We start from the raw sequence: 22,222 nt of genomic DNA, 5'->3' as shown, positions 1-22,222 counted from the left end.
AATGATATTTATTTCAAAAAAAACGCACTTTTTAAAAAATATAAAATGAAATTTACGTAATTCTTTCTTTTTCACCTGTATTTATTCTATAAACAGCATTTAATTTTCAAATGAACAACTTTTTTTATAAAATTATTTTGAAAAGTACCTTGATTAACCAAAAGAAGGATTATTCATTGACTGTCACTCATTTACTGAAAAGGAACTTTGGACTGTGGCTCGATTTTTTCTCGATTTAGTTCAAATGAAAGTGCTAAGGAGGATATAAATTATGATGATATTTTTATTGGGAGTGATGAAGCAGAAGAAGTATCCAGAATCGAACATTTACGACAAACTAAATTAAATAATAATTTATCGCTTGTTTTTCTAAACCTCACTGCAAACACAGAAAAAAGAATTGAACAGAGAATCGCGCCTGTTTCCTTTATCTATTCAGACACTCTGCTGATTACTTATACATCTACGAAAGGGTTCGTTACTGAGCATTTGCTGAAAAAATGGCAGTCGCAATTGACTAGCTTTGAATACATAATCGCCTACTCGATACTAACTATTTATACACACTATATTAAAGAACTTAAATCCATCAAAGACAAAATCAATCAGTTGGATCAAGCTGCTCGTAAGACCACAGAAAATAAGGAGCTGTTTCGCCTTGCTGATGCAGAAAGAGATATCGTGTATTTGGATCATACATTAAAAGATCAACACGATACACTGGAAGTATTGTGGAGAAATAAAACATTTTTAAACAAATTAGAGGACGATAGCTTAGTTTACGATATCCAACTCCGACAACGACATGCAGATAAAATGATTCGTATCTATCGTGACCTTCTTGAAACTATCGGCGGGCTATTCAGTGATATGATGGACAACAACCTCAATCATTTGATGAAATACTTAGACTCAGCAGCCTTAGGCATTTCTATTCCTGCACTGATTTCTGGAATTTGGGGGATGAATACCGGCGGATTACCGGGAAAAGACAGTGCTCTGGGATTTTTCATTATTATAGTACTTGCTATGATTCTAGCAACCATTGTAGCAATATATTTAAGTAAAAAAGATTTTTCTAAATAAGCGCTCTTGTCCCTCTTTCTTTGACAAGGTATAGTTGACTATATAGACCTTACAACGCCAATTATTCATTTAAGATAGAAATAGAGTTGTCATTCTTTGCTTACCAATTCAACTAACTTGAAAGAAGAAATGAGGTATTTCATGGATACTGCACTAAAGCTCCGGTTAGCTCATGAAAAAGAAGAACCACTTGATACCGTGTTGATTGATCAATGGCTGAACGATTCCCAGCTTGTAAAAAAGCTGACGGAACAACCTGTTTCAACGAATGGTTTGACTAACTTATTTCATCTCATTGGCCTTGCAGAAATTCCTTATATTGAACGTCTGGATCATACACAAAAACTGATAGACTACGTAGAAAATACATTAGCAACATCCGAAGGTTTTTCTTATACTGGTGAAGTAGACCAAATCGTTCCCTGTTACAATGCCTTGCTGCTGGAAGCCTATGCTCGTTTAGGACTAAGCCATTATCCTTCCGCACAACGAGCCTTGCACTGGATCAAGAACTACCAACTATTTGAAAGAAATCAGCAAACCACTTGGGCTGGAAAAGGAATCAAAAAACATGGCGGTTGTCTGAATGCTGTCCCTTGTTATATAGGTATTGGAAAAACAATTCGAGCCTTGATTACTTGGCAAGAATATCAAAAAACAGCTGATCCGGAGGTGGATCAACTGATTAAACAAGGACTTGCTTATATGTTGCAGCATCGCTTCTTCTTGCGCCTGACATCGGATACACCGATCAGCAAGCATATTACTTCGTCAGCATTTCCGCAGAGCTATTTCTTAAGTTTGACAGATTTGGTATACATTGCAGGAAAAGGGCAGGTGCTCCACGAGGAGAATACTCAGCCATTACTAGAACTGCTGAAAACAAAACAAGTGAAATCGAACGAATGGAAGCTTGAGCATATCTATTCATATAAAGGCTATACAAGCTTCGAAACGCGCCGCAAGCCTTCTAAATGGCTATCAACCTTGTATCCACTGTGGTTGGGTTAGCGAAGAGAGCAGCAGCTAATCTAAAACGGTTAGCTATTAATGGGATACGTACGTTTATTTCATTTGGCAGGCTAATGTTTTAGGGGAATTAAACGAATGATAATTGAATGATACATTGTTTAGTATAAAATCCTGTACTTTGAAATACAAAAATGATCAACTCTCATACGAAAGCTGATCATCAGTCATTTTTTATATTGAAACCCTGAATTCTCATTCATTCTTTAATTCGAAATATCCTATTTCCTGAATTGGTTCGCCAAATGAGTCTATCTCGTTTAATTGAACTTTATAAATTGAGTCTGTTTTGTCTAATGCACTTAAGCTGAAAGTAACGTTCACTTCATCAGGATACTGACTTCCCATCTCCATCACGCCATCGATTTTAGTACCATCTTTGTAAATTGTAACTGCTGATCTACTATCTTCAGTGATCGATGCTTTGAATTTCACTACTGTTTGTAGTGCGTCGCTCTTCACTTGAATATCACTAAGATTATTCACATTGGTTATTTCTGGAGTAGCTGTTTGTGTTAGTGGTTTGTAATCAATATTGAATGCCCAATCTCCGACATATTCAACAGCATTCTCTACTGTAAATGTCTTAGCTGGATCTGCCATTGCATCTGACATCTTTGTTGCGACCTCTTCTTTATCTTGCCAAGCTAATCGAGTGATACGCAATGTTAATTTGGCATTTTCTGGGATAGTATCATTAATAAAATCTGCGATATACGACCCATAAAACATATCCCCTTCTATCCGACTGGTAGAACCCCCAAATACACCTCCATAGATATTCTCATCACTCCCCTCAACGTATAGTTCAATATCCATGAATTCAAATGTCTTAGCCCACGGATCAGCAGTTTTATTGTTCTTCTCTAGTAAGCTTTTCAATTTTTCATCCATTTTAAATTGATAATCAAATGCCATTTTTCTTTTTGTTGTAACAAACTTGGTCATCGTTATCTCTAAGCCATTAGATTCACTTACCAAATTCAACGTATTCTCTATACTGTTTTCCTCTATTGCCGCAACACCGGGGTCTTCACTGATCCCTAATACCCTTTTTATAGCCGAATTCACTTGTGGATTAATTAAAAAGAGCATTATTACTGCTGCTGCGAAAATTGTTAACAGTATTGCTTTTCTATAGCTAGTTTTCGTTCTTCTCTGTTCTATCTCATGGTTCAATATCTTCTGCCTGTTCTTCTCTAAATCTTGTAACACATCTTCTGGTATTTCTGTCTCGCTTTTAATAAAATCAATATTTTTATTAGTCATTTTGTTCTCCTTCCAATAAAATTTTTAATCGTTCTCTTCCACGTGCCAACCTTGTCTTTACTGTATTTTTAGGTAAATTTAGTTGGTGTGCGATCTCCTTAATATTGAAACCTGCATAATAGTGTAAAACTATTGGAATTTTATATTTTTCCGGCAAACGCTTAAACACTTGTTCTAGTTCCGACTCTCCATAGTATTTTTCTTCTACAATTATATCGTTTTCTTCAAGTTGAATTATTTCAACCCTTCTTTTTAAAATAGCCTTTGCAACATTTACCATGATTCTAAATATCCAAGAGTTAAATGCGGCTTCATTTCTAAGCGTATTAATATTTTTCCATGCAATAATTTCTGTTTCCTGTAAACAATCCGAAATATCTTCACTGTTTTGAAGGATTTTATATGCGGAATTATATAAGGTGATTTGATAGCATTGACATAGCCGAACGAAAGATTCAGCATCTCCCATTTTGGCATTTTTAACTAATTCCACTTGTAAATCTTTCTCCATAAATTTCTTTTCCTCCTCCCTATACTTATAAGAGTAAAAAAGAGACCAAAAGGTTTCATAAAATTCTTGAAAAATCAAAAAAATCAGAAAGCAGCACACAATTGCTCTCTGATTTTTCGATTTTAGCACTATTTAATAGATATAATAACGGCTTCCGCTAACAGGATTCCATGTAGCAAAATAGCCATCAAGTGGTGTTCCCCTGAAATTTGAAATGGTGTATACAAAAGTATTACTGACTGGCACAAACACATCATGCATCCCATTGAAAAAAGTAAACGTATCTAAGGTTGCTCTCACTCCAAAATATGGGTTCTTACTTACGTTTCTCACTGTAAATCTCATTCCACTAAATCTCCAACCACTACCAGAAAATGTATTTGATTGATAAGGTCTTGCAAAGTCGTCCACCACAACTGGTTTTGAGGTTGGAGGATGTGCTCCTCTAGCCATTTTTGCAGGAAATATAGCATCTTCTTGTAATTGTATTGGATTATCAGATTTGGTTTCAATAAAAGCTGCAATTTGTGTTTCTTCTGGAATTTCTTCACTATCTGGATTTTCAACAGCTTCTTCAATGTATTGAACATATTCTAATGATTTCTCTTCGTCCATAATCTCGTTTGAAATCGGATTATATATTTGACCTTCACCTGATTCCACATGTTCTTTCATGTCTTCAAATGACGCCGCATTTGCACCTGTTGTACCTAATACCAAACTTGTTACTCCAACAATTACCAAAGAACTAATTTTCAAAAAGATCTTTTTTTTCATCAATAACTCTCCTTTTTCTTTTTTGTTAAAATACTTTTTCATAATAACATATATATCAATCCTACGAAAACCCATTTTAAAAAAAAATCAATCATTTTTGTAAAATAAATACATCATTTTAGATAAAACCGTATATTTTTTATAGCATCCTGAACTAGGATACATCATGTGATTTACACAGTTTAAGTCATATTAAAAAGCAGCGACAAGATGATCAATTCCCCTCTCACTGCTTTATATTTACGGGATCACTTTCATCTTTATACCTAACCTTCCAACATGCTCATCAACTAAACAATCAGAATAAGAAGAAAACCGATTGGATCCAATCTAGCTCTGGACAAACACAGCATTATATTGAGGCCTATCATAGATAGGTCGATCAATTTTTATCATCCTAACCTCCATCTCGACTCGCTCCGCTCATCGAGTCAAATAGTAATGAAAACTGATGCGGATTTCAGTTTATAATGGAACTAGGAGAGGCACACTACAAAGCACGGTGAGGTAAGTTGTAGGAAACCTCCGGTTTAAACCAGTATTCTAACCAGTGTAAGGCCAGGGCATTCAAGCACAAATGAGTGGAACGTTAGAGTCCGCACACTAATCATTGTTTTAACAACTTCTGTTAAATGCTGCCCCGGCCAGTCACTGCCTCTCCGCTACTTATAGAAAGGGGCGAAGAATCATGAAAGTCGTTTATCCCGTTTGTTGTGGTATTGATGTGCACAAAAGCTTTTTAATAGCTACCGTCATCACCACGAAAGCTGGCGAATTAACGCCGCATTATCAGAAAAAACGATTTTCAACTTTTAACAACCAGATTCTGGCATTGAAAGACTGGCTGTTAGAATGCAAGTGCTACGATGTTTGTATGGAAAGTACCGGTAAGTACTGGGTCCCCGTTTCCAATTTGCTTGAAGACGTGATGAACGTCACGATTGCGAACCCCAAATGGGTTCGTGCAGTAAAAGGAAACAAAGATGATAAGAAGGACTCCAAATGGATTGCCGAACTATTCCGTATGGGATTGGTAAGAGGCAGTTTTATCCCTGAAAAAGATGTTCGAGTCTTGCGTGAGTTTACTCGTTATCGGACCCGATTAGTCAGTCATCGTTCTAGCGAGAAAAATCGACTTCAAAATGCCTTTACCGTTGGTAATGTTGCCATGGACTCTGTAGTTTCTGACATGTTTGGTGTCAGCTCTAAGAGAGTCCGAGATTATTTGATTTCAAGTAAAGCGTTTGATCCGAATCATGTGCTCGACTTGCTTCATGGAAGCATGAAGCCTAAAGGACAGGAGCTCATCCAATCAATTGAAGGTTACTCTTTTACAAATGAACAGATTATTCGAATTCAACTGATTGAAGAACACAAAACTTACCTTGATCACTCGATTAGCTTCCTTGATTACCTATTGGACCAAATGGTTGAACCCTACGAACCAGCTATTCAACTACTAGAGACGATTCCAGGGATTCGTCGCCAATCAGCTATCCAAATTATTTCTGAAATTGGCATTGATATGTCTCAGTTCTCACAGTCAAAAAGATTATGTTGCTGGGCAGGACTTTCTCCTAGTAGTAATGAATCTGCTGGTAAAAAGAAATCTGTCCGCATCTCTCGAGCTGGCGTTTATTTAAAACCAACACTTGTCCAGTGTGCTCACGCTGCGGTAAAAGCGAAAGAGAAGCATCCCTATTACCGTTTAAAATATGAGCGTATTTATAAACGACGAGGTAAAAAGCGCGCGATCATCGCAATCGCTCGGATGATGCTTACAGCTATTTACCATATGCTTTCGACTGGAGAAGTTTGGAATCCGACTGACTTGTATAAGATTGACATGCCAGACAATCTTATTCAAAAGCAGAAAGATAAAGCTCTTAAACAAGCAACCAAACTACTCATTTCAGAAGGTTTATTACCAGATGATTTTGTTAGAAAAGACTTAGCACCACTCATCTAAATAACTTTTTTATCGTCGGACCTGTCGTTTTTGACGTTTATTTGGTGTGCGCTTTATTTATTGGACTGCTTCTTATCCTAGATGGATTAGTTTTCACACTAAATCCTCAGAAAATCAATTATCCCATTGGAAATAATTGATCCAACGTAATTAGGACCCCATCCTTATCATTTGAAGGGCAAACATAGTCTGCAATGGCTTTAACATTATCTGGTGCATTATCCATAGCATAGCCTCTTCCACAATATTCCAGCATCTCCAAATCATTTCCGCCATCACCAAAAGCTACACATTGTTCCGGAGTGATCCCCCAACGTTGAACTAATCTTTCTATACCTGAAGCTTTGTGACAGCCAGGGCTGATTAAATCAACCGATCCATGGCCACTGCCAGTAGGAACCAGCAAGCCGTTCAATTTATCGCGAAATAAATCACAATAATACTCTGTTTTTTCTACTGGTACTGTAGGAGCAAACTTCAAAATTTGATCTTCAACTTGAGCAAAGTCATCTACCCATTTTAGTCTATGGTAATAGATATTGGTTAATTCAAAAAAATCTTGACTAACAGTTCCTCGTTCACAATAAGCACTGTTCACTCCACACATGACATTTTTTATTTCAGGATATTCTTTACATAACTCAAGAAATGATAGGATTGCTTCTTTAGGTATATCTACTGAAAAAATGAGTTCGTTCTTGTCCTTCACCAAAGCCCCATTTTCGGCAACAAAGCTCAATTCGTTGTAGTAATCTGGAAAATGAGAACGTAATTGATAATACTGATTGCCACTTGCAACGACAAATTGACAGTCAGCTTCTCTCATTCTAGACAAAATGCGCTTAAATCTCGATACATCGTAGGTATAGTCGCTTCGCGCAAACGTTCCATCCATATCTACAGCTACTAACTTAATATCGTGGGGATTAACATTCATTTCATTCTCTCCGTTCTATACGAAAATATTCTTTGGCCTCTTTGAAAAGGGTTTCATTTTAAGTTAAATTAATTATAACATGTATATACAAGTTTTTCAATTTACTAATAATTAATAACTTTAGAAATACTCGAATTTTAAGTTATACTGCTTGTTCCTTCTCTCTCCAAATGAATAATTCCGATATTTTTCTCCTCCTATAGCCAATTATTATATCGGCTATTGATTTTTTTTAAGATAGCCAGTAAGTAATTATAGATTCTTTGCTCTTAACCTATGACATGTCTTTTAATAAGCTCCCCATTTCATACTATCTTTAGCCAACTAATCAAATTTAGCGTTATTACTGTATTTAGTTCACTTAACCAATATCATAGAGAATGTAATTAATATAATCCTCTTGTCCCCAAACCACTTTGAAGCTATTTACAGTACAATCTTGTTCGAAATAAATAGCACTATCTATTGAACAAATCCTCTGGTACTCTTTTTTCCTGCTGTTTATAAAATCTACAGTGTGATTGAGTATATCTGTAAACCCGTTATTGTTATCATAAAAATCTTCATCGACTATCAAACATAAAAAATCTCTTACGTAACCTTCATTATTGTCATTTACAATTTCACTTACTGTATACAAATTTTTAGTACAGGAATCCCAATTTTTTTTATTGCTTTTACAAGATATATTAACAAAAACATCATCGCTCCATTTCCTGATCCTACAAAATAAATGGTCTTTAGGTGGAGTAAATTTCAAAAAAAAGCGAATCAAAGATAAATCTGATATAGTGATGCTCTTAGTGCCACTATCAATATCCAAATTATAAATGCTAAATATATTTCTTTTTGTGAGACGATCTATTAATTTAGTTTTTATAAAATAAAACATTTTTCATAGTCCCTTCTGGATTTCATCTATTTTGATTTCGGATCACGCTACCGTTTCAACCGGTCCGATTCAGTTACTAATCATTTTTGAGTTCAAATCACTCAGCTAGTCCTAGCTATTGTTCCTTTTAAACTATCCTATGTACTTCTCTAAAACTACACCTTCACTACAACATACATCTGCAAGCAACAAAACGACATATCCATTTTGAAACATGGAATTATCAGACAAATGGACATCCATTTTATATTCATATGATCGCTTATTTACTGTCCCTCGCCTCTCAATTCCTTTCGACGAACTCTCGCACTAGTACAATCACCTCTATTGATTATCAGTTCAACCGTATTTTTTTATTCATGCTTATGCTATACTAATGCCAAACACGTCACTACATGGTGACAAAGGAGAGTATAAAATGGAACAGGAATTCTTTATTCAAACAGCTCCTGATATCAAAATAAACTCATTACTTGCTGGAAACAAAACTTCATCTCAGCTCATCATCCTATTACATGGCGGGCCAGGCAGCGGCTATGCTCCTTTAAGAGAGATACCAGCTTTTAAAGAACTGGAACTTAGTTATTTATGTCTCTATTTTGATCAACGAAGTTCGGGTAAATCTCTTTTTCCTGCTGATAAAAAAATGACAAAAAAAGATCTTGTAAATGATGTTTATCAGATAATTAGATTTGTTGAAAAAAAATATCCTCAAAAAGAGCTTTGGTTATTCGGTGGAAGCTTTGGCGGTTATTTGGCTTTACAAACAATTCGTGAACACCCTAATTGTGTCAAAGGTCTATTACTTAGTTGTCCGGCTGTTTTTTTTAGCTCAACTCATGCTGCAGCCATTTTTCAAAAAAGGCAACAGCACTATATCGAGCATCTTTCTGAACCCTTTAATAAGAAATTCTCAGCTTTACGAACACTAGATCCAAAAGAATTTTTTGATCATCCTGAAGTAAAAAGATATATTCTTTCAAGTACTAACACGTCAAAATCTTTACGATATAGTTTACAGATTAGTGACTGGTTTTTTTCCGATCACTTGGCGGGAGTTTTTCTTTCAACTACGATTCCCACTTGTATAATTCAAGGAATAGATGATCCAATTTGTTCTGAAAAAGAAATTTCCCATCAACTGAAAGTGGAAAGAAATTCATTCATTAGCTATCATGCTTTAGAGAATTGCGGACACGCCCCTTTCCAAGAACAACCAGATCAATTTCTGCAGATTTTAAAAACATTTATAAAGGAGAATACTTCATGTTAATCTATATTTGTTGCGCTGGCGGTATGACTTCCAGCATGTTTTGCCAAAAGATTTCAAAAGCCGCTGATCCAGCAGAAGTTTATTTCGGACATCTGACCGACGTTATTAGTGATTTTGAGCACCTGTCTCACACTTATCCAACACTGATTGCTTATGGTGGTGAAGGAGAAATTAATCATCAAGCTCTCACACCCATTTTTCAGCCTTATGTTGATCAAGTGTTGGTTTGTCCCCAGGTAAGGTATAAAACTGCAAGTTTGCAAAAACTTCTTGAACCCTTGAACATTCCTTGCAGTGATCTTGATATGCGAACCTTTGGAAATATGAATGGCGAAAAAGCCCTAGCTGATATTTTAGAATTAAAAAAAGAATTCGAGAAAGAAGACTAAGCCTGTTCAAGTAATTGTTTCTTTAAAAAATTAAGGTTCCATCATTTATGGGACTGATAGAAATAAGTCTATCGGTCCCTGTTTTTTCGAAGAGAATAAGCAAAATTTTTGTTAAGCTGAGCAATTCTGAAAAATTAAGAGCCAATTACCGCTATTATCAAGCTTTTTGAGTGCTTATGAAACCAAAGATAGTGGGCTTTCAGTGGACCCTTTAGCTTCTAAAAGAAATTCACCACGTAAAAAAGCCCTTTATAAACACGAAATGGGTATTCGTTTAACGATGATTTCGCCTTATTCGGATAATCACCTAGAGAACCTGTATAGCACATCCAAAGCTTAAAGCAGATCACTTATAGCTTTAGAGATTTCTCTAATATGCGGACACATATTTTTTGATCAACGATTTGTTTCAATATAGAATAAAAGAGTTAACAACTTTTTTGAATATCCCCTGTAACTAGTTTTTCAAATGTGCTTAGATGAACTATCTCACTAGTTCTTATCATCTATCTTCTTGATTGGGACCCAAAATTCATATCGGTGCCCCTCTTTAGTATTAAAATTTTCTTTTTCAATTAATACGTATTGACTATCTCCTTTATCATAGCGAATATATCCTTTTGGGATATCTACAATCTTTTCATATTCACCACATTGCCCAAGCCCATGTTCCCCAAGTGCTTCTTCCTCAGTTTGTAGCCAATCAGTTGTAATTACAAGAAATTCACATTCTGGAAAAACACAAGCACTATAGCCCTTCGGAACTTTCTCCACACTTTCGATTATTGAACCAATAAAATAGATTAGGTTATCAGAGTTGTTTTGATGATAAATAACCATTGGTGGATTAAAATTCTTTTGATAGGGCCTGATTTTATCAAATCCTCCTACTTCGAAAAATTTATTCCAAATAGTAACAAAATCAGCATTTTCAATTGATCCGACTATTTCATTTTCTATTCCAAGAAATAAAAAAGAGGGGTGCTTGATCTTAAAAACTTTGATATCTGGTTTATTCATTCAATCATCTCCTACTAATAGTTATTGATAATACATCAACTTTAATTTACTATGTTCGCATACCAATAACAACCTCTTTTATTTTTCATATTACTCTTTAGAGTGATACTCTTCTTAGCTATCCAGTTTTGGGATAGCTTGTTGTATGCCTTATAAAAGTTCATTTTCGGGGCAATCCAAACTCAAAATATCATAGAAAAACTGCAGGAAGCACCAGCGAGACTTTAGCCTCGCTAGTATTTCCTGCAGTTTCTTGTTTTTTTAAAAGCCCATATTCGACAATGTGTTAACCACGCCCATCAGCTCATCATGACGCTTGATCTGCTTTTCTGCTGGACCATCTACCTCTTCGATATCGACACGAACAATGTATTTTCGGTTCATCTGTACGAACTTATCTTCGTTGATTCGGATGTTCAAATACTCTTCTGTATACGAATCACAGGCATCTTGCCAGACATCGAAGGCTTCTTTTTCAGAAGGAATTTCTCTTTTGATAACGGATTTCCCACTTAATTCATGAAATGTCACATCGTAATAATTTATCATTCTTCTCACCTCTTCATCAGTTTACATATTCATTATAGACTGAAAAAGGCAAATGGTGAAAAAATAACCCCTACTCTACATTTTGGACCTGTTCACGGATTTTTTCCAGAATCGTTTTTAATTGTACAACAAAATTTTTAATTTCGATCGGACTCGACTTTGAACCGATCGTATTTACTTCCCGATTCATTTCCTGTATCAGAAAATCCAGTTCTCTGCCTATCGGAGCGGATTGTGCCAATAGCTGGTCCAGCTTATCGATATGAATCATCAAGCGATCAAGCTCTTCATGGATATCGCCTTTTTCCAAAAGAATCGCCATCTCTGTCAGTAAACGAGTTTCATCTACATGCGCAGACAGCCAGTCTTTCAGTTTCGCTTCGAACTTTTCCTTGTAGTCCGCTTCATACAGCGTAGTAAATGTGGTCAGCTTCTCGACATTAGCTGAAAACTCTTGACTATAGTCAAGTAGCACTTGGCGGATCTTCTCGCCTTCTTGCTGTCGGCTGCTATCCGCATTTTCCACAGCTGCTTCAACAGCTTTCAACAGTAGCTCTTCCAATTGTGTATCGTCCGTCTTTTCTTCGATGACCTCAACATAATCCGAATTATTCAATAGTTGATTCAAGCTGGTGGATGGATCAAATTGCTCAATTGCGTAATTATCTACCAACTCTGTCTCCATACTTTGAAGCAGCTGATGAATCAGCGGCCAATGGATGTGAACAGTTTTATTGCTGCTGCTGTTTTTCTGCAGATTGACATAAACTTCTACACGTCCACGTTGCAATTTGGTCTTGATCAGCTGGCGAATGCCCAACTCATAAGGGTTCGCTTCTTTCGGCATTCTCAGCTGCATATCCAAAAAACGATGATTGACTGTCTTGATTTCAACATCAATATGGTAGACATCATGTTGCAGTGTTTCTTTCCCAAATCCAGTCATACTTTTCATTGACAGGGTGTCCTTTCTACATAGATTTCAGGGTTTCGCGCAGTGTTTCAAATTCTTCATTTGTTAATGTGATCCCTTTACCCATTTTCTCATGGTCCGGCGCCCAGTCACGTAAATCAAATTTCGGTGGACGATCGTTCCAGCTTACCAAGTTCAATTCTTTACGCCATCCTTTCGCATTCTCGGAAAGAACAACAATTTCTTCTACGATTTCATATGAAAATTCTTGAGCCATTTACTATCTTCTCCTTCTTGTATAAACTCTTAAATCTTTTTCTTCTATTATATAGGAATACGTAATTTTTCGCTTTGTTTTAATCAAAGCATAGCAATTTATTAGTATATACATTGTAATATACATGAACTGCTTCAAGGTCAAATTCAAGGTCAAAAATTAGGCGCTGTGAGATAAGCAAAGCCCCTGCTCTGATTAAGTAACAAGGGCTTTGCTATTTTTTACAACTATTTCACAATAATTGATGATTTTTAACAACCACAACGATTCAACCAAAGTACAAATTTTGATGGTATTTTTCAACTACACTCATTCGTCCTTAAACTAAAATACAACTACCTTCAAAAATCATCAACCTAAACCTTGCTCTAAAAGTTAACTGATGATTTATTTACAACGCTTTACGTTTGCTTAAGTTTTTCAAGCTCTCAAATTGCGCATCAGTTACAATTACTACAGTGATGTTCTTTCCGTTAATAGCCTTGTAAACGTCTCCGACTGCTCGTGATTCTGCCGGATTCGCAAGTGCTTTGATCGATGTTCCATCAAAGTAGTATTGAGATTTATTTTTCTGAATAATGCATTCCATGTTGATTTCCTCCAATTTGGTTGTTTTATTTGTTGTATCATTGTTGCTTGTATTTGTAGATGATGTACTTAGTCCGAAACCCTCAGCAATGCCGTCTGCGATTGCTTGAGCGATAGCCTGACGATTAGCATTATATACTGCGATATCTTCTTTACTAGAAATGAAGCAGACCTCAAGCAAAGCGCTACTCATTCCCATGCTTTTTGCTGTCCATATTACTGAAAAATCCGTACGCTTTACGCCTCGATTGACAAAAAACTTACTTAATTTACTCATGATTTTTTGTTCTACATCTGTTGCGCTCTCTGCGTTAGTCACAAAGATTTCTGTACCTTGTGCGGTTGCACCTGCAGCATTGAAATGAACCTCGAATACATAGTCGTACCCTCTTGAAAAAGGAACTGAATTATTTTGTATTGAAGCATAAGCGTTTATATTCTGATTTAGTACCGTGACATCTGCACCCTTATTTCTCAGTAAAGGCGCTAGACGATTTACGACGTCACGAGTTTCAACTGCTTCTTGTAACCCACATCCAACCGCACCGGGATCGCCGGCGCCATGGCCGGCTATCAGTAAAATCTTAACCATCACTCATCATCTCCATTTTTTTGATAATTAATACTGGAAACACCCAAAGAAGCGCCTAAAAATACAGTCACGGCATTTAATACCGTCACTGTGATCTCCGTATATTCCCATTTAAGACTTCCGCCTACTGTTGAAATCAGCACCGCTAAAGCTGGCATTACTGTCAATACAATCCATTTCAAATAATCATACGTTTTATTGTTCATGTTGTCCGCCCTTTCTATGCGTTTCTTCCCATTTATCGTGCTCTTCTAAAATAGTCACACGTACATCCATTTTATTGATTCGCTGATGCAATATCTGTCTATCAGCTTTACTTTCCTCTAATTGCCTAGAAAATATCGTGACCGATTTCTCTAAGCTATCGATAGATGACTTAAGCGGCGCGATGACGATGGCCTTGAACAGAAACATAATTCCGCTAAATCCTCCGCCTAGCAATCCGATTAAGGTTGCTATCTCTCCAAGTGTTAAGCCTAAAAATCTCATATTTCGCCTACTTTCTTCTATTAAAATACAACGAACGAAGCCCGTGCCATCGTAGTTCCTCCGTTGTTTGATACTTTATGAATTCCACCATCCGCATTAACTTGAATAGTATCGGTTGTTCCTGAATTGTTCCAAAGTGGGATAAGGTGCATCTGTGAAGCTGTTGGCACAAATACACTCGAAGGAATACGAGCCAGCGGGGACGCGCTAGATGTTGTTCCATTAAACACAAAATCAATCAAACGACAAGTGAACGTTCCCAAGTAGTAGCGATATTGTAGCGTGCCGCTTACTCCCGTTCGTGCCCAGGGGATAGTGATCCAGCCAGAATCGCGCATAGTAGCATAATCTAAAACTACATAATCTGAGTTTTGTCTTAAAACTAAACGGTCATAGTATAAATCTATTCCATTTGAATTCCCGTTTTTTTGCTTCATCCCCATACTATAACCAGTCGGCGTTAGACTCCAATATCCTTCTAATCCAGTCGTATCTCCCGTATAACGAGACTCTACTGTTGCGCCCTGAATTTGAGTGTAACCGCTCATTGCGTCTTGAACAGAGCTGTAATTGCTAAACGTATTCTTAAATAATGATCCGTGGATTTCAGTACCCTCAAGCTTTTCAAATTTTCCATCGGTAACAGTCAAATTTGTTGCATAGATGTTATCTGCCATAAACTGATGAATAACCCACGTAGCGCCATTCCAGCGTTTCAACGGTTCGCCTGGCTTTTGCCACATCATATTTTTTTCTTTTGGGTTTGGTTCAGCGTCAGAATAGATTATACCTGGATCGCCTTTCTCGCCTTCTTTGTACGTAGTTATTGATACGCCCCTGAAATCCGTATATGCTGTTGCGACTGCTTGTCCGTTCCAAGCAAACCATTTCATATTAGAGACACCCGCAGGAACTTTGATAGTGTGAGTAAAAGGTGTCCAAACGTTCGCAACTGTTGTATTTGATGCAGGTGTAGTTACCACATCCTTAACGAGCGAACCATTTGAAACGTTATTAAGTTGAAAATAACTGTTCGCTCCTGCCAGTTGCGTCTCGTTCTCAGCAGCCTTTCCAGCTTCGTAAAATCTAACTACAGAAAAATATCCAGTGTTAACTGTAACAGTGCTAAATCTCGCTTCTCCTTGAATCCTGATATAAGTGTCTGGAACTACAGGAATGTTTACACTTCGAATATATCTCGACGCTGTACTTCCTTCCCCTATTCTCATTATTGGTAAGGTTGGATTATCAGATTCCGCTGCTAACCGTTTAGCATAGGCGTTGTATGTCCATCCCATCGTTGACGTATTGCCAGAACTGTTATAATTTTCCCAATTAGGATTGAATAACAATTGTCCTGACCCGTTAATCCCGTCCGTACCGTCCTCTCCATCAGTAACCTTTACAATAGACAATGTATCAGTTAATCCGCTCAACGTTGCTGTAATAGCTATGAAATCCCATTGCTTGTTACTCCATTGAGCGCTTGTCAACGTCCGGTCATTTCCGGAGCCTCCTAAAGCAATTTCACTTTGCGCTGTAGTACCGATGTATGGAATTGCTTTAAAAGTTGCGGTTCCTGTTACATTTTGCAATTTAGCCGAAATAGTGATCGTTGTATTTTTCGGTGTATTGTCCGGATTGAAATTCATTGTTTCAGCTGTAGCAGATAAATAGAGCAACTTAGCATCCGAACCGTTAGCCCCCATTTTACCGACTGAATAGGCAATACTAGTAGAATTGTCTGTGTATGTTGTCGTTGTTCGGGTCCATAGATATTGGTTAGCTGATACTGACGGAACTGTGGTTGTCCATGTTCCTGTAGGTGCAGACGTACCAGAAGACCCTGCTTGATAGTGAACGTCTACTTGTTTTACACCTACCCCATCTGTTCCATCTTTTCCCGGACTACCATTAACACCCATACGTCCAACCGAATAAGCTGTACTAGTCGTTGTGTCCGTATAACTAAATATTGTTCGAGTCCATAGATATTCACCAGCTGCAATAGAAGGAATTGAACTACTCCATGTTCCTATTGGTACAGTGGTTCCGGAAGTTGATTTCTGGTAAGTAATGACGGTTGATACTACCCCTCTGCCACCTTTCCCGTCATCAACATTCGTGACAGTGACCTCAAAGCCTCCGCTGTTTGAGCCTGAAACGTTTGTAGCAATGTAGCGATATACAGCTTTCTCATTGATATCTGCTGCTTTGACGGTAATACTCTGAGCATCAACGAGGTGTTGACCGTCTTTGTACCAAACAACATATAGGCTGTTTGTAATGTCTTCTACACCGTCCAGAACACGAGCTTTTAAAGTTGTCTGCCCTTCTCCGTTTTTAAATACTGTGCCATTGTCGCTAATCATCTGATATTCATATTTCTTGTTTGCATCGATCAGCTGTTGAACTTTCGCCAACAAAGAAGAATCAATCTGACTGCCGATTTCCTTAAAATTCGAGAATGTCGTTTTGTTTTTGCTTGGATCGGTAAACGATTCTATTTGCTCAGTCACACGTGCTTCTATGATCAAAATAGGCTTATATTTATTGTTTTCAATCGTTAAAGTATCACCTACATTTGTGTCAAAGTAGCCGTCTACAGTAAACTCAAGCTCAGGTACACAATGCTTTTTCAGTTCAGCAAGTGCAGCCCCATATAAAGCTTCTTGTGTGCTGTACTCCGTTTCCCAGTCATATGTGATATACATATCGGTTGTTTGGGCGGCGAAAGAAGGGAATCGATCACGAGCCTGTGGCGCTCTGATTAAATCTCCATCGGTGTAATACTCTAGCAAGTTGTTCTTATCGTATTCCTTTTTTATATAACCGACTAAATTTAAACCATCTTTCCCACGTGGACGAATACCTGTATAGATTTCCTTGATATTCTCTTTCCGTGTGATCGTCTTGATTTCTTTGCCAAACCTCAATGTCACATTCGTTTTGTTCTCTCCGATACCTTGGCTTGTATCTGAATGCTTACGATAGATATTCAATGTAATGCTGTTTAAGCTGTAGTCGTCATTTAGCTTAGTAACAAACTCAAATTCTGCACTGAATACGTTAGCGATCGAATAGAGACGAGCAAGCACGGTCTGAGTGCCGGTCCATTCATATGAAATTTTCTTATCTGATACTTCGTTAAGTCCGATAGTCAAAGTTCTTTCTGGATCAAATTTTCTGATATACTGTTCAATACTCATTGCGCCATCGCTGTTATACTCTCCGCGAGTTTCATTGTTCAACTCAAGCGAAAGACTAAAAGCGATAACAGTAAGCTGATACTCATTTTCTTCTACATCGATAATGTTCATCCAGTAGTCTTTATTCTTCCAGATAAACGCAAGCTTATTGCCACACGTCAGATATTGAACATCCTCATGAGTCTTTGCTACATCAATTGTTAATACACTTGCGTCGCCTTCAACAAATCGGTTGAGCGTGTCATTTGTATAATGAAGTGTGCCTGTTGCTGAGTTATCCAGAAACGTGAGTGTTTGCCGATCAAGAGAGTCACGAACCGCTATTCTTACATTTTCATTCATTAAATCCATGCCTCCCTTATCTCTGCTGTACAAGCTGACAAGTCAAGCTCACTGAAATCAGATACATAGACCTGTATTTTCGTCTTGCCTGGTGGCGCCTTAAAATACTGTGTTCCTTTGACTTCATCGTCAAGTGCCGTGACTCCATCGACATAAATTCTTGTTTCGTCTCCATTTACAACAAGTTCTGTATTTGGAGAATATCGATTCGGAACATCTCGCCACTTATCAACGTTCATTTTCGAGAAATTCAATTCTCTTAAGTAGCAGCGAGTAACAAACTGGTTGCCAAGATTTCTATTTTTATACTGACCGATGTAAACGCCTATTTTTGCACATTCCATATCTTTAATTTGCGGAGAGCTAGCTGCAAAACGCTTGCCCCACCAGTACATTTCTACCGTATCGCCAGTCTTTATCAAATCAGTATGACCTCTCGAATTATTGAAGGGGTTCTGATCATCTCTGAATGATGGGATAAAATCGATTTGTTTGTATACAGGTTGATTTCCTCCGCCGACTTGAAACATGACACGAGCGGTATTTCCAGAAGCATCTATCTTCTCAATGATGTATGAACAAATCAGCTTGTTATCTGCAGTAAAAAAGCTAATGTTGATACAGCCTGTTTGACCTTGTAATCCTGTCTCGAACCATGAATTGAAATAGCAATAGAAGTTCTTAGCGCTGGTATTTCCTTCTGAATCCGCAGGAATATTTATCATTTTCATACCGCCGTTAAAAGTTACTGCTCCCGTTCCAACTGTGTTTAGCGCTAACCCTAAAGAGTTCTGAACTAACTTACCGTTAGCCAACTTGTTTTGATCCTGTGGGTTTGCTCCTGAGAAATCCGGATAACTGCTGAAAGTTCTTGTACTTATAAGTTTCTCATTTTGCTTGTAGTCTTCTCCGTCCAGTTCATCGATTTTCCCGAATTGCATTGCCCCGTATTCCGAAACGATCCCCACATATCCGTTATCTTTCGTATTCTTCAATCTGTATGTGATCGGCACACTCTCTGAGCCTTCGTTATCGATTTCAAATTCATAGATACCATCAGTGTTCTTCTTTAATGGAAATGGGGTTATTACTGTAGAATGCGCTGCAGCATCCGGAACTAGCCATGTTATTGTGCCGCTTCCATAATACTTACTATCAGAAAAAGGAACATCATCCGAAGGAATCGCTAAATAATATTTGTCAGGTTCATCTCCGAAAACTAATTTTTTCGGTTCATCAACGTCAAGAATTCTTGCTAATTCTCTGCGTTTTTCAAGCACATTATCCACTAAAGAAAAAGGCATAGAAATAGAGCTTTCGTCATTAGTAACTGACAAAAACTCTTTCCCTCTTCTTTCTCCTAATTTCTGCAAATTAATGTCACGACTTGAGCCTATCCCTCGATCAAAGCCCGGCGCAACGATTAAATAATCTGCCAGTTCGTGACCGTCGAATACTACTGACAAAGTTTTTTTCATTGATACAAACTTTACCATTAAGCCCCACCTCTCACTGCATTAACAATATACTCTCTGTTTTTGTTCGCTTCTAAAACGTGCGGCGCTGTAGCATAGCCGATTTCTTTTGTCGCTCCCGGATAAAGATATACAGGCACTTTAATTTCTATCGGTTGCTTGTCTACTTTGTCATCAATTAGAGAAGCTTTGTCTCTTTCAAATCCTTTTGAAATGTCATACATAATACTTCTTTGAGTATCTATGTCACTAAAAGAATCGAAATTATCCGACATATCAAAGCTATCTCCTAGCTCGTTTGCCATGTTTGAGACGGTTGATTTGACTACCTTAAACTCCTCTTGTAGTCCTTTGTTTAATCCGGCCATTATTGCATTACCAGCAGGAATCAACAATTTCTTATCATAGGAGATAGGACCTTTGTTTTTTGCGATCCAGTCAGCAATACCACCGACAAAATCAGTAACAGCTCCCCAAGCGCCTTTCAGTCCGCCTAGGAACCCATCCATGATTGCTTTACCTGCACCACTGATATCTATATTTCTCAAGCTGTTAAATAAATTCTTTATACTATTGATTACTCCTTGCACTTGAGAGCCTACGCTAGATACCACGCTTCCCATACCTGAAAATCCACTTCCGACAGCAGTTAGAACTCCCTGTATTACGCTTCCGGCAGCCGAAATGACTGATTGAATAACGCCCCAAATATTTGAAATGAGGCCGCTTAATACACTGCCTGCACTTCCAAGCGAGCTAAAGAAAGTTTTAATCCCGTTGATTACACCAGAAATAATTGTTCCTGCTGTAGATATAGCTGATTGTATGTTGGTCCAAGCGCTTGATAACATCCCGCTCAAACCACTCCCGACCGATCCTAGATTAGCAAAAAGACCGATAACAACACCGACCCATTCCGCAATCGTTTGAAAGACAGGTAAGCAAGCTTGAAACACACCTACCAAGAATTGTACGACCGGAGTAAGGAACTGAACTGCAACAGCAATCATATCAAATACCGCTGAGACACCCATTAGCACCCCTTTAAACACTCCACCCAAGAATGAAGCCACTATCTGCAATACAGGCATTAATAGCTCAGCAAGCGCAGAAATGAATGGTTGTGCCGCGTTCCACATATTAACAAATGATTCTATGAGTTGATCAATTGCAGGTCGCACAATCGTCATCATCGTTTCAAATGCGGCAGTTACAGCTGGTATTACTGCTTCTGCAAATGCCTGTATACCGCTAAAATCCAGCCTTGTAATTGCTTCGCCTATCATATCAACAATAGGAGTTATGGAAGTTATTACTGTACTTAATAATCCCGGTATTTGTGACAATATTTTCCCGAAACTACTTATAAAAACAGGGGCTATTGTTGCAAAGGCATTGCCCAACCCTGAAACAATTGAAGCCCCCAAGCTTGCCAAATCAGACGCAACAGTAGCCATGCCCTCTTGGAATTTCATGACCATTTCTCCAAATTCATACGCTAAATCTGCTATATCAGCATATAATGACATAGGCATTAATTCCGTAAATGAATCTCTTAAATCAAACACGCTTCCTTTTGTATTGTCGAACAAATTTGTCCAAGTCTTAAACGTTTCTATAACTAGACCTACTTTTTTTAGTGCGGTTTCTATCGTGTCAAAAATAGGTATATCAATATTTAAACTAGCTAATAGACTGTCAAATGCTTCCCCAATCATCGGGGCTGACGCTGATATAAAAGTACCAATTGCACTAGGTAATGTAGATAGTATGTTCCCTACCATCGGAAAGAAATTTCCAAGTAGAAAAGTAGAGGTTGTTTCTGCTAAAGCTTGCAAAGAAGGTGTTATGTCTCTTCCTAGTGCCAAGTTACCCAATACGTTAGAGAATGCTGATTTCATTGCTGCAAAGGAACCACTGAATGTTTCTGCTGCTTCTTTGGCTGTTGTTCCTGTTATATCGAGTTCTTCCTGAACGGCATGAATCGCATCGTACACGTCCGCAAGGTTGTTAATATCGTACTTTATACCGGTTAGCTTTTCAGCATCCGCCAGTAATCTTTCCATCTCGGTTTTAGTACCACCGTAACCAAGTTTCAAGTTATCAAGCATTGTATAGTTTTGCTTTGCAAATCCTTGATAAGCGTTTTGTATATCTTGCATACTCGTTCCCATTTTATTTGCGTTATCTGACATATCAATTAACGCCATGTTTGCTTTGTCTGCTGCAGCTTCTGTGTCTCCGCCCATAGACTGTAACAAACTTGCTGAGAAGCTGGTCACGCTCTCCATGTAGTCATTAGCTGATAGGCCTGCAGTACGGTATGCTTCATCTGCATATTTGATAACTTTATTAGCACTACCTTTAAACAGCGTTTCAATACCACCAAGCGATTGTTGGAGGTTGGCCCCTTCTGAAAGTGATGAAGAAATGACCTTCCCTAAAGTTGCACCTACTGCGGCGACAGCAGCGACGGCAGCAACTTTCAAACCAGTACCTATTTTTAAACCAGCTGATTGTCCTGCTGATTCTGCCTCTGGATCAAGTTGACCCCTAAGCGCTCCTGACAAGCCACGAGCTGAGGGTACAATTTGAACATATGCTTTTCCTAGTTCTGTTGCCATATCCCCTTTCCT

General features: G+C 37.9%; 20 protein-coding genes. 5 read left to right on the top strand and 15 right to left on the bottom strand.

The annotated features are described in order from the left end of the window. Nucleotides 1-207 precede the first annotated feature (207 nt). Both A5888_RS13470 and A5888_RS13465 read left to right on the top strand, forming a co-directional pair. Nucleotides 208-1,086: a magnesium transporter CorA family protein gene (locus A5888_RS13470; RefSeq protein ID WP_249274450.1), complete on the top strand. Its 879-nt coding sequence runs from the start codon at nucleotides 208-210 to the stop codon at nucleotides 1,084-1,086. A gap of 141 nt (nucleotides 1,087-1,227) precedes the next feature. After that, complete coding sequence (locus tag A5888_RS13465; protein ID WP_086348552.1) at nucleotides 1,228-2,097, top strand: hypothetical protein; 870 nt, start codon at nucleotides 1,228-1,230, stop codon at nucleotides 2,095-2,097. A 213-nt stretch (nucleotides 2,098-2,310) separates the two neighbouring features. Here the strand turns inward: A5888_RS13465 and A5888_RS13460 are convergent, their stop codons facing one another. From A5888_RS13460 to A5888_RS13450, 3 genes are all read right to left on the bottom strand, one after another. After that, the gene (locus A5888_RS13460) at nucleotides 2,311-3,384 is read right to left on the bottom strand and encodes a hypothetical protein (RefSeq protein WP_249274449.1); all 1,074 of its coding nucleotides are present in this window, start codon (nucleotides 3,382-3,384) and stop codon (nucleotides 2,311-2,313) included. Continuing rightward, nucleotides 3,377-3,895 carry an RNA polymerase sigma factor gene (locus A5888_RS13455; protein WP_339101655.1) on the bottom strand — a complete coding sequence of 173 codons (519 nt, stop codon included), beginning with the start codon at nucleotides 3,893-3,895 and terminating at the stop codon, nucleotides 3,377-3,379. Before A5888_RS13455 ends, A5888_RS13460 begins: the two co-directional genes overlap by 8 nt. Nucleotides 3,896-4,027: 132 nt before the next feature. Then, nucleotides 4,028-4,672 carry a hypothetical protein gene (locus A5888_RS13450; RefSeq protein ID WP_086348551.1) on the bottom strand — a complete coding sequence of 215 codons (645 nt, stop codon included), beginning with the start codon at nucleotides 4,670-4,672 and terminating at the stop codon, nucleotides 4,028-4,030. Nucleotides 4,673-5,360: 688 nt separating this feature from the next. On the opposite strand from A5888_RS13450, the gene A5888_RS13445 reads away from it, so the two are divergent. Next, the gene (locus tag A5888_RS13445; protein ID WP_086349540.1) at nucleotides 5,361-6,641 is read left to right on the top strand and encodes an IS110 family transposase; all 1,281 of its coding nucleotides are present in this window, start codon (nucleotides 5,361-5,363) and stop codon (nucleotides 6,639-6,641) included. Nucleotides 6,642-6,759: 118 nt separating this feature from the next. Here A5888_RS13445 and A5888_RS13440 read toward each other — a convergent pair whose 3' ends face one another. Together A5888_RS13440 and A5888_RS13435 are read right to left on the bottom strand one after the other, a co-directional pair. Continuing rightward, the gene (locus A5888_RS13440; protein WP_086348550.1) at nucleotides 6,760-7,578 is read right to left on the bottom strand and encodes a Cof-type HAD-IIB family hydrolase; all 819 of its coding nucleotides are present in this window, start codon (nucleotides 7,576-7,578) and stop codon (nucleotides 6,760-6,762) included. A 361-nt stretch (nucleotides 7,579-7,939) separates the two neighbouring features. Continuing rightward, nucleotides 7,940-8,470: a hypothetical protein gene (locus A5888_RS13435; protein ID WP_339101654.1), complete on the bottom strand. Its 531-nt coding sequence runs from the start codon at nucleotides 8,468-8,470 to the stop codon at nucleotides 7,940-7,942. Between the two features lie 418 nt (nucleotides 8,471-8,888). Here A5888_RS13435 and A5888_RS13430 point away from each other — a divergent pair, with 418 nt between their 5' ends. Both A5888_RS13430 and A5888_RS13425 read left to right on the top strand, forming a co-directional pair. Beyond that, nucleotides 8,889-9,743 carry an alpha/beta fold hydrolase gene (locus A5888_RS13430; protein WP_170924731.1) on the top strand — a complete coding sequence of 285 codons (855 nt, stop codon included), beginning with the start codon at nucleotides 8,889-8,891 and terminating at the stop codon, nucleotides 9,741-9,743. After that, on the top strand, nucleotides 9,737-10,132 hold the full coding sequence (locus tag A5888_RS13425; RefSeq protein WP_086348548.1) for a PTS sugar transporter subunit IIB: 396 nt from the start codon (nucleotides 9,737-9,739) through the stop codon (nucleotides 10,130-10,132). Before A5888_RS13430 ends, A5888_RS13425 begins: the two co-directional genes overlap by 7 nt. Nucleotides 10,133-10,624: 492 nt before the next feature. On the opposite strand, the gene A5888_RS13420 is transcribed toward A5888_RS13425, so the two are convergent. The 10 genes from A5888_RS13420 to A5888_RS13375 all read right to left on the bottom strand — a co-directional run bounded on the left by A5888_RS13420 (nucleotide 10,625) and on the right by A5888_RS13375 (nucleotide 22,210). Continuing rightward, complete coding sequence (locus A5888_RS13420; protein ID WP_339101653.1) at nucleotides 10,625-11,152, bottom strand: GyrI-like domain-containing protein; 528 nt, start codon at nucleotides 11,150-11,152, stop codon at nucleotides 10,625-10,627. Between the two features lie 261 nt (nucleotides 11,153-11,413). After that, nucleotides 11,414-11,701 (bottom strand): hypothetical protein, encoded by a 288-nt coding sequence (locus A5888_RS13415; RefSeq protein ID WP_086348546.1) that lies wholly within the window; start codon nucleotides 11,699-11,701, stop codon nucleotides 11,414-11,416. A gap of 70 nt (nucleotides 11,702-11,771) precedes the next feature. Beyond that, nucleotides 11,772-12,656 (bottom strand): YicC/YloC family endoribonuclease, encoded by an 885-nt coding sequence (locus A5888_RS13410; RefSeq protein ID WP_086348545.1) that lies wholly within the window; start codon nucleotides 12,654-12,656, stop codon nucleotides 11,772-11,774. A gap of 16 nt (nucleotides 12,657-12,672) precedes the next feature. Next, complete coding sequence (locus tag A5888_RS13405) at nucleotides 12,673-12,891, bottom strand: YdbC family protein (RefSeq protein WP_086348544.1); 219 nt, start codon at nucleotides 12,889-12,891, stop codon at nucleotides 12,673-12,675. Between the two features lie 391 nt (nucleotides 12,892-13,282). Further along, nucleotides 13,283-14,071: an N-acetylmuramoyl-L-alanine amidase gene (locus A5888_RS13400; protein ID WP_086348542.1), complete on the bottom strand. Its 789-nt coding sequence runs from the start codon at nucleotides 14,069-14,071 to the stop codon at nucleotides 13,283-13,285. Continuing rightward, nucleotides 14,071-14,277: a phage holin gene (locus A5888_RS13395; RefSeq protein ID WP_086348541.1), complete on the bottom strand. Its 207-nt coding sequence runs from the start codon at nucleotides 14,275-14,277 to the stop codon at nucleotides 14,071-14,073. The genes A5888_RS13400 and A5888_RS13395 overlap by 1 nt, the downstream gene beginning before the upstream one ends. Then, nucleotides 14,267-14,560, bottom strand: coding sequence for a hypothetical protein (locus A5888_RS13390; RefSeq protein WP_086348540.1), 294 nt, complete (start codon nucleotides 14,558-14,560; stop codon nucleotides 14,267-14,269). The genes A5888_RS13395 and A5888_RS13390 overlap by 11 nt, the downstream gene beginning before the upstream one ends. Before the next feature lie 20 nt (nucleotides 14,561-14,580). Further along, entirely contained in the window at nucleotides 14,581-18,111 is a 3,531-nt protein-coding gene (locus A5888_RS13385) for a phage tail protein (protein ID WP_086348539.1), read from the bottom strand. Next, nucleotides 18,111-19,607, bottom strand: coding sequence for a distal tail protein Dit (locus tag A5888_RS13380; protein WP_339101652.1), 1,497 nt, complete (start codon nucleotides 19,605-19,607; stop codon nucleotides 18,111-18,113). The genes A5888_RS13385 and A5888_RS13380 overlap by 1 nt, the downstream gene beginning before the upstream one ends. Next, on the bottom strand, nucleotides 19,607-22,210 hold the full coding sequence (locus A5888_RS13375) for a phage tail protein (RefSeq protein WP_086348537.1): 2,604 nt from the start codon (nucleotides 22,208-22,210) through the stop codon (nucleotides 19,607-19,609). The genes A5888_RS13380 and A5888_RS13375 overlap by 1 nt, the downstream gene beginning before the upstream one ends. Between the last annotated feature and the right edge of the window lie 12 nt (nucleotides 22,211-22,222).

This window comes from Enterococcus sp. 9E7_DIV0242 (assembly GCF_002140975.2).
Lineage (GTDB): Bacteria > Bacillota > Bacilli > Lactobacillales > Enterococcaceae > Enterococcus_L > Enterococcus_L clewellii.
Note: the sequence above shows the minus strand (reverse complement) of the source record. Positions and strands in the feature narration are given on the sequence as shown.

Coding starts and splice junctions, on each gene's coding strand:
- A5888_RS13465 (WP_086348552.1), top strand. CDS start 1,228: ATGGATACTGCACTAAAGCTCCGGTTAGCTCATGAAAAAGAAGAACCA.
- A5888_RS13450 (WP_086348551.1), bottom strand. CDS start 4,672: ATGAAAAAAAAGATCTTTTTGAAAATTAGTTCTTTGGTAATTGTTGGA.
- A5888_RS13425 (WP_086348548.1), top strand. CDS start 9,737: ATGTTAATCTATATTTGTTGCGCTGGCGGTATGACTTCCAGCATGTTT.
- A5888_RS13380 (WP_339101652.1), bottom strand. CDS start 19,607: ATGGTAAAGTTTGTATCAATGAAAAAAACTTTGTCAGTAGTATTCGAC.
- A5888_RS13455 (WP_339101655.1), bottom strand. CDS start 3,895: ATGGAGAAAGATTTACAAGTGGAATTAGTTAAAAATGCCAAAATGGGA.
- A5888_RS13410 (WP_086348545.1), bottom strand. CDS start 12,656: ATGAAAAGTATGACTGGATTTGGGAAAGAAACACTGCAACATGATGTC.
- A5888_RS13415 (WP_086348546.1), bottom strand. CDS start 11,701: ATGATAAATTATTACGATGTGACATTTCATGAATTAAGTGGGAAATCC.
- A5888_RS13440 (WP_086348550.1), bottom strand. CDS start 7,578: ATGAATGTTAATCCCCACGATATTAAGTTAGTAGCTGTAGATATGGAT.
- A5888_RS13400 (WP_086348542.1), bottom strand. CDS start 14,071: ATGGTTAAGATTTTACTGATAGCCGGCCATGGCGCCGGCGATCCCGGT.
- A5888_RS13435 (WP_339101654.1), bottom strand. CDS start 8,470: ATGTTTTATTTTATAAAAACTAAATTAATAGATCGTCTCACAAAAAGA.
- A5888_RS13420 (WP_339101653.1), bottom strand. CDS start 11,152: ATGAATAAACCAGATATCAAAGTTTTTAAGATCAAGCACCCCTCTTTT.
- A5888_RS13430 (WP_170924731.1), top strand. CDS start 8,889: ATGGAACAGGAATTCTTTATTCAAACAGCTCCTGATATCAAAATAAAC.
- A5888_RS13395 (WP_086348541.1), bottom strand. CDS start 14,277: ATGAACAATAAAACGTATGATTATTTGAAATGGATTGTATTGACAGTA.
- A5888_RS13390 (WP_086348540.1), bottom strand. CDS start 14,560: ATGAGATTTTTAGGCTTAACACTTGGAGAGATAGCAACCTTAATCGGA.
- A5888_RS13445 (WP_086349540.1), top strand. CDS start 5,361: ATGAAAGTCGTTTATCCCGTTTGTTGTGGTATTGATGTGCACAAAAGC.
- A5888_RS13375 (WP_086348537.1), bottom strand. CDS start 22,210: ATGGCAACAGAACTAGGAAAAGCATATGTTCAAATTGTACCCTCAGCT.
- A5888_RS13460 (WP_249274449.1), bottom strand. CDS start 3,384: ATGACTAATAAAAATATTGATTTTATTAAAAGCGAGACAGAAATACCA.
- A5888_RS13385 (WP_086348539.1), bottom strand. CDS start 18,111: ATGAATGAAAATGTAAGAATAGCGGTTCGTGACTCTCTTGATCGGCAA.
- A5888_RS13405 (WP_086348544.1), bottom strand. CDS start 12,891: ATGGCTCAAGAATTTTCATATGAAATCGTAGAAGAAATTGTTGTTCTT.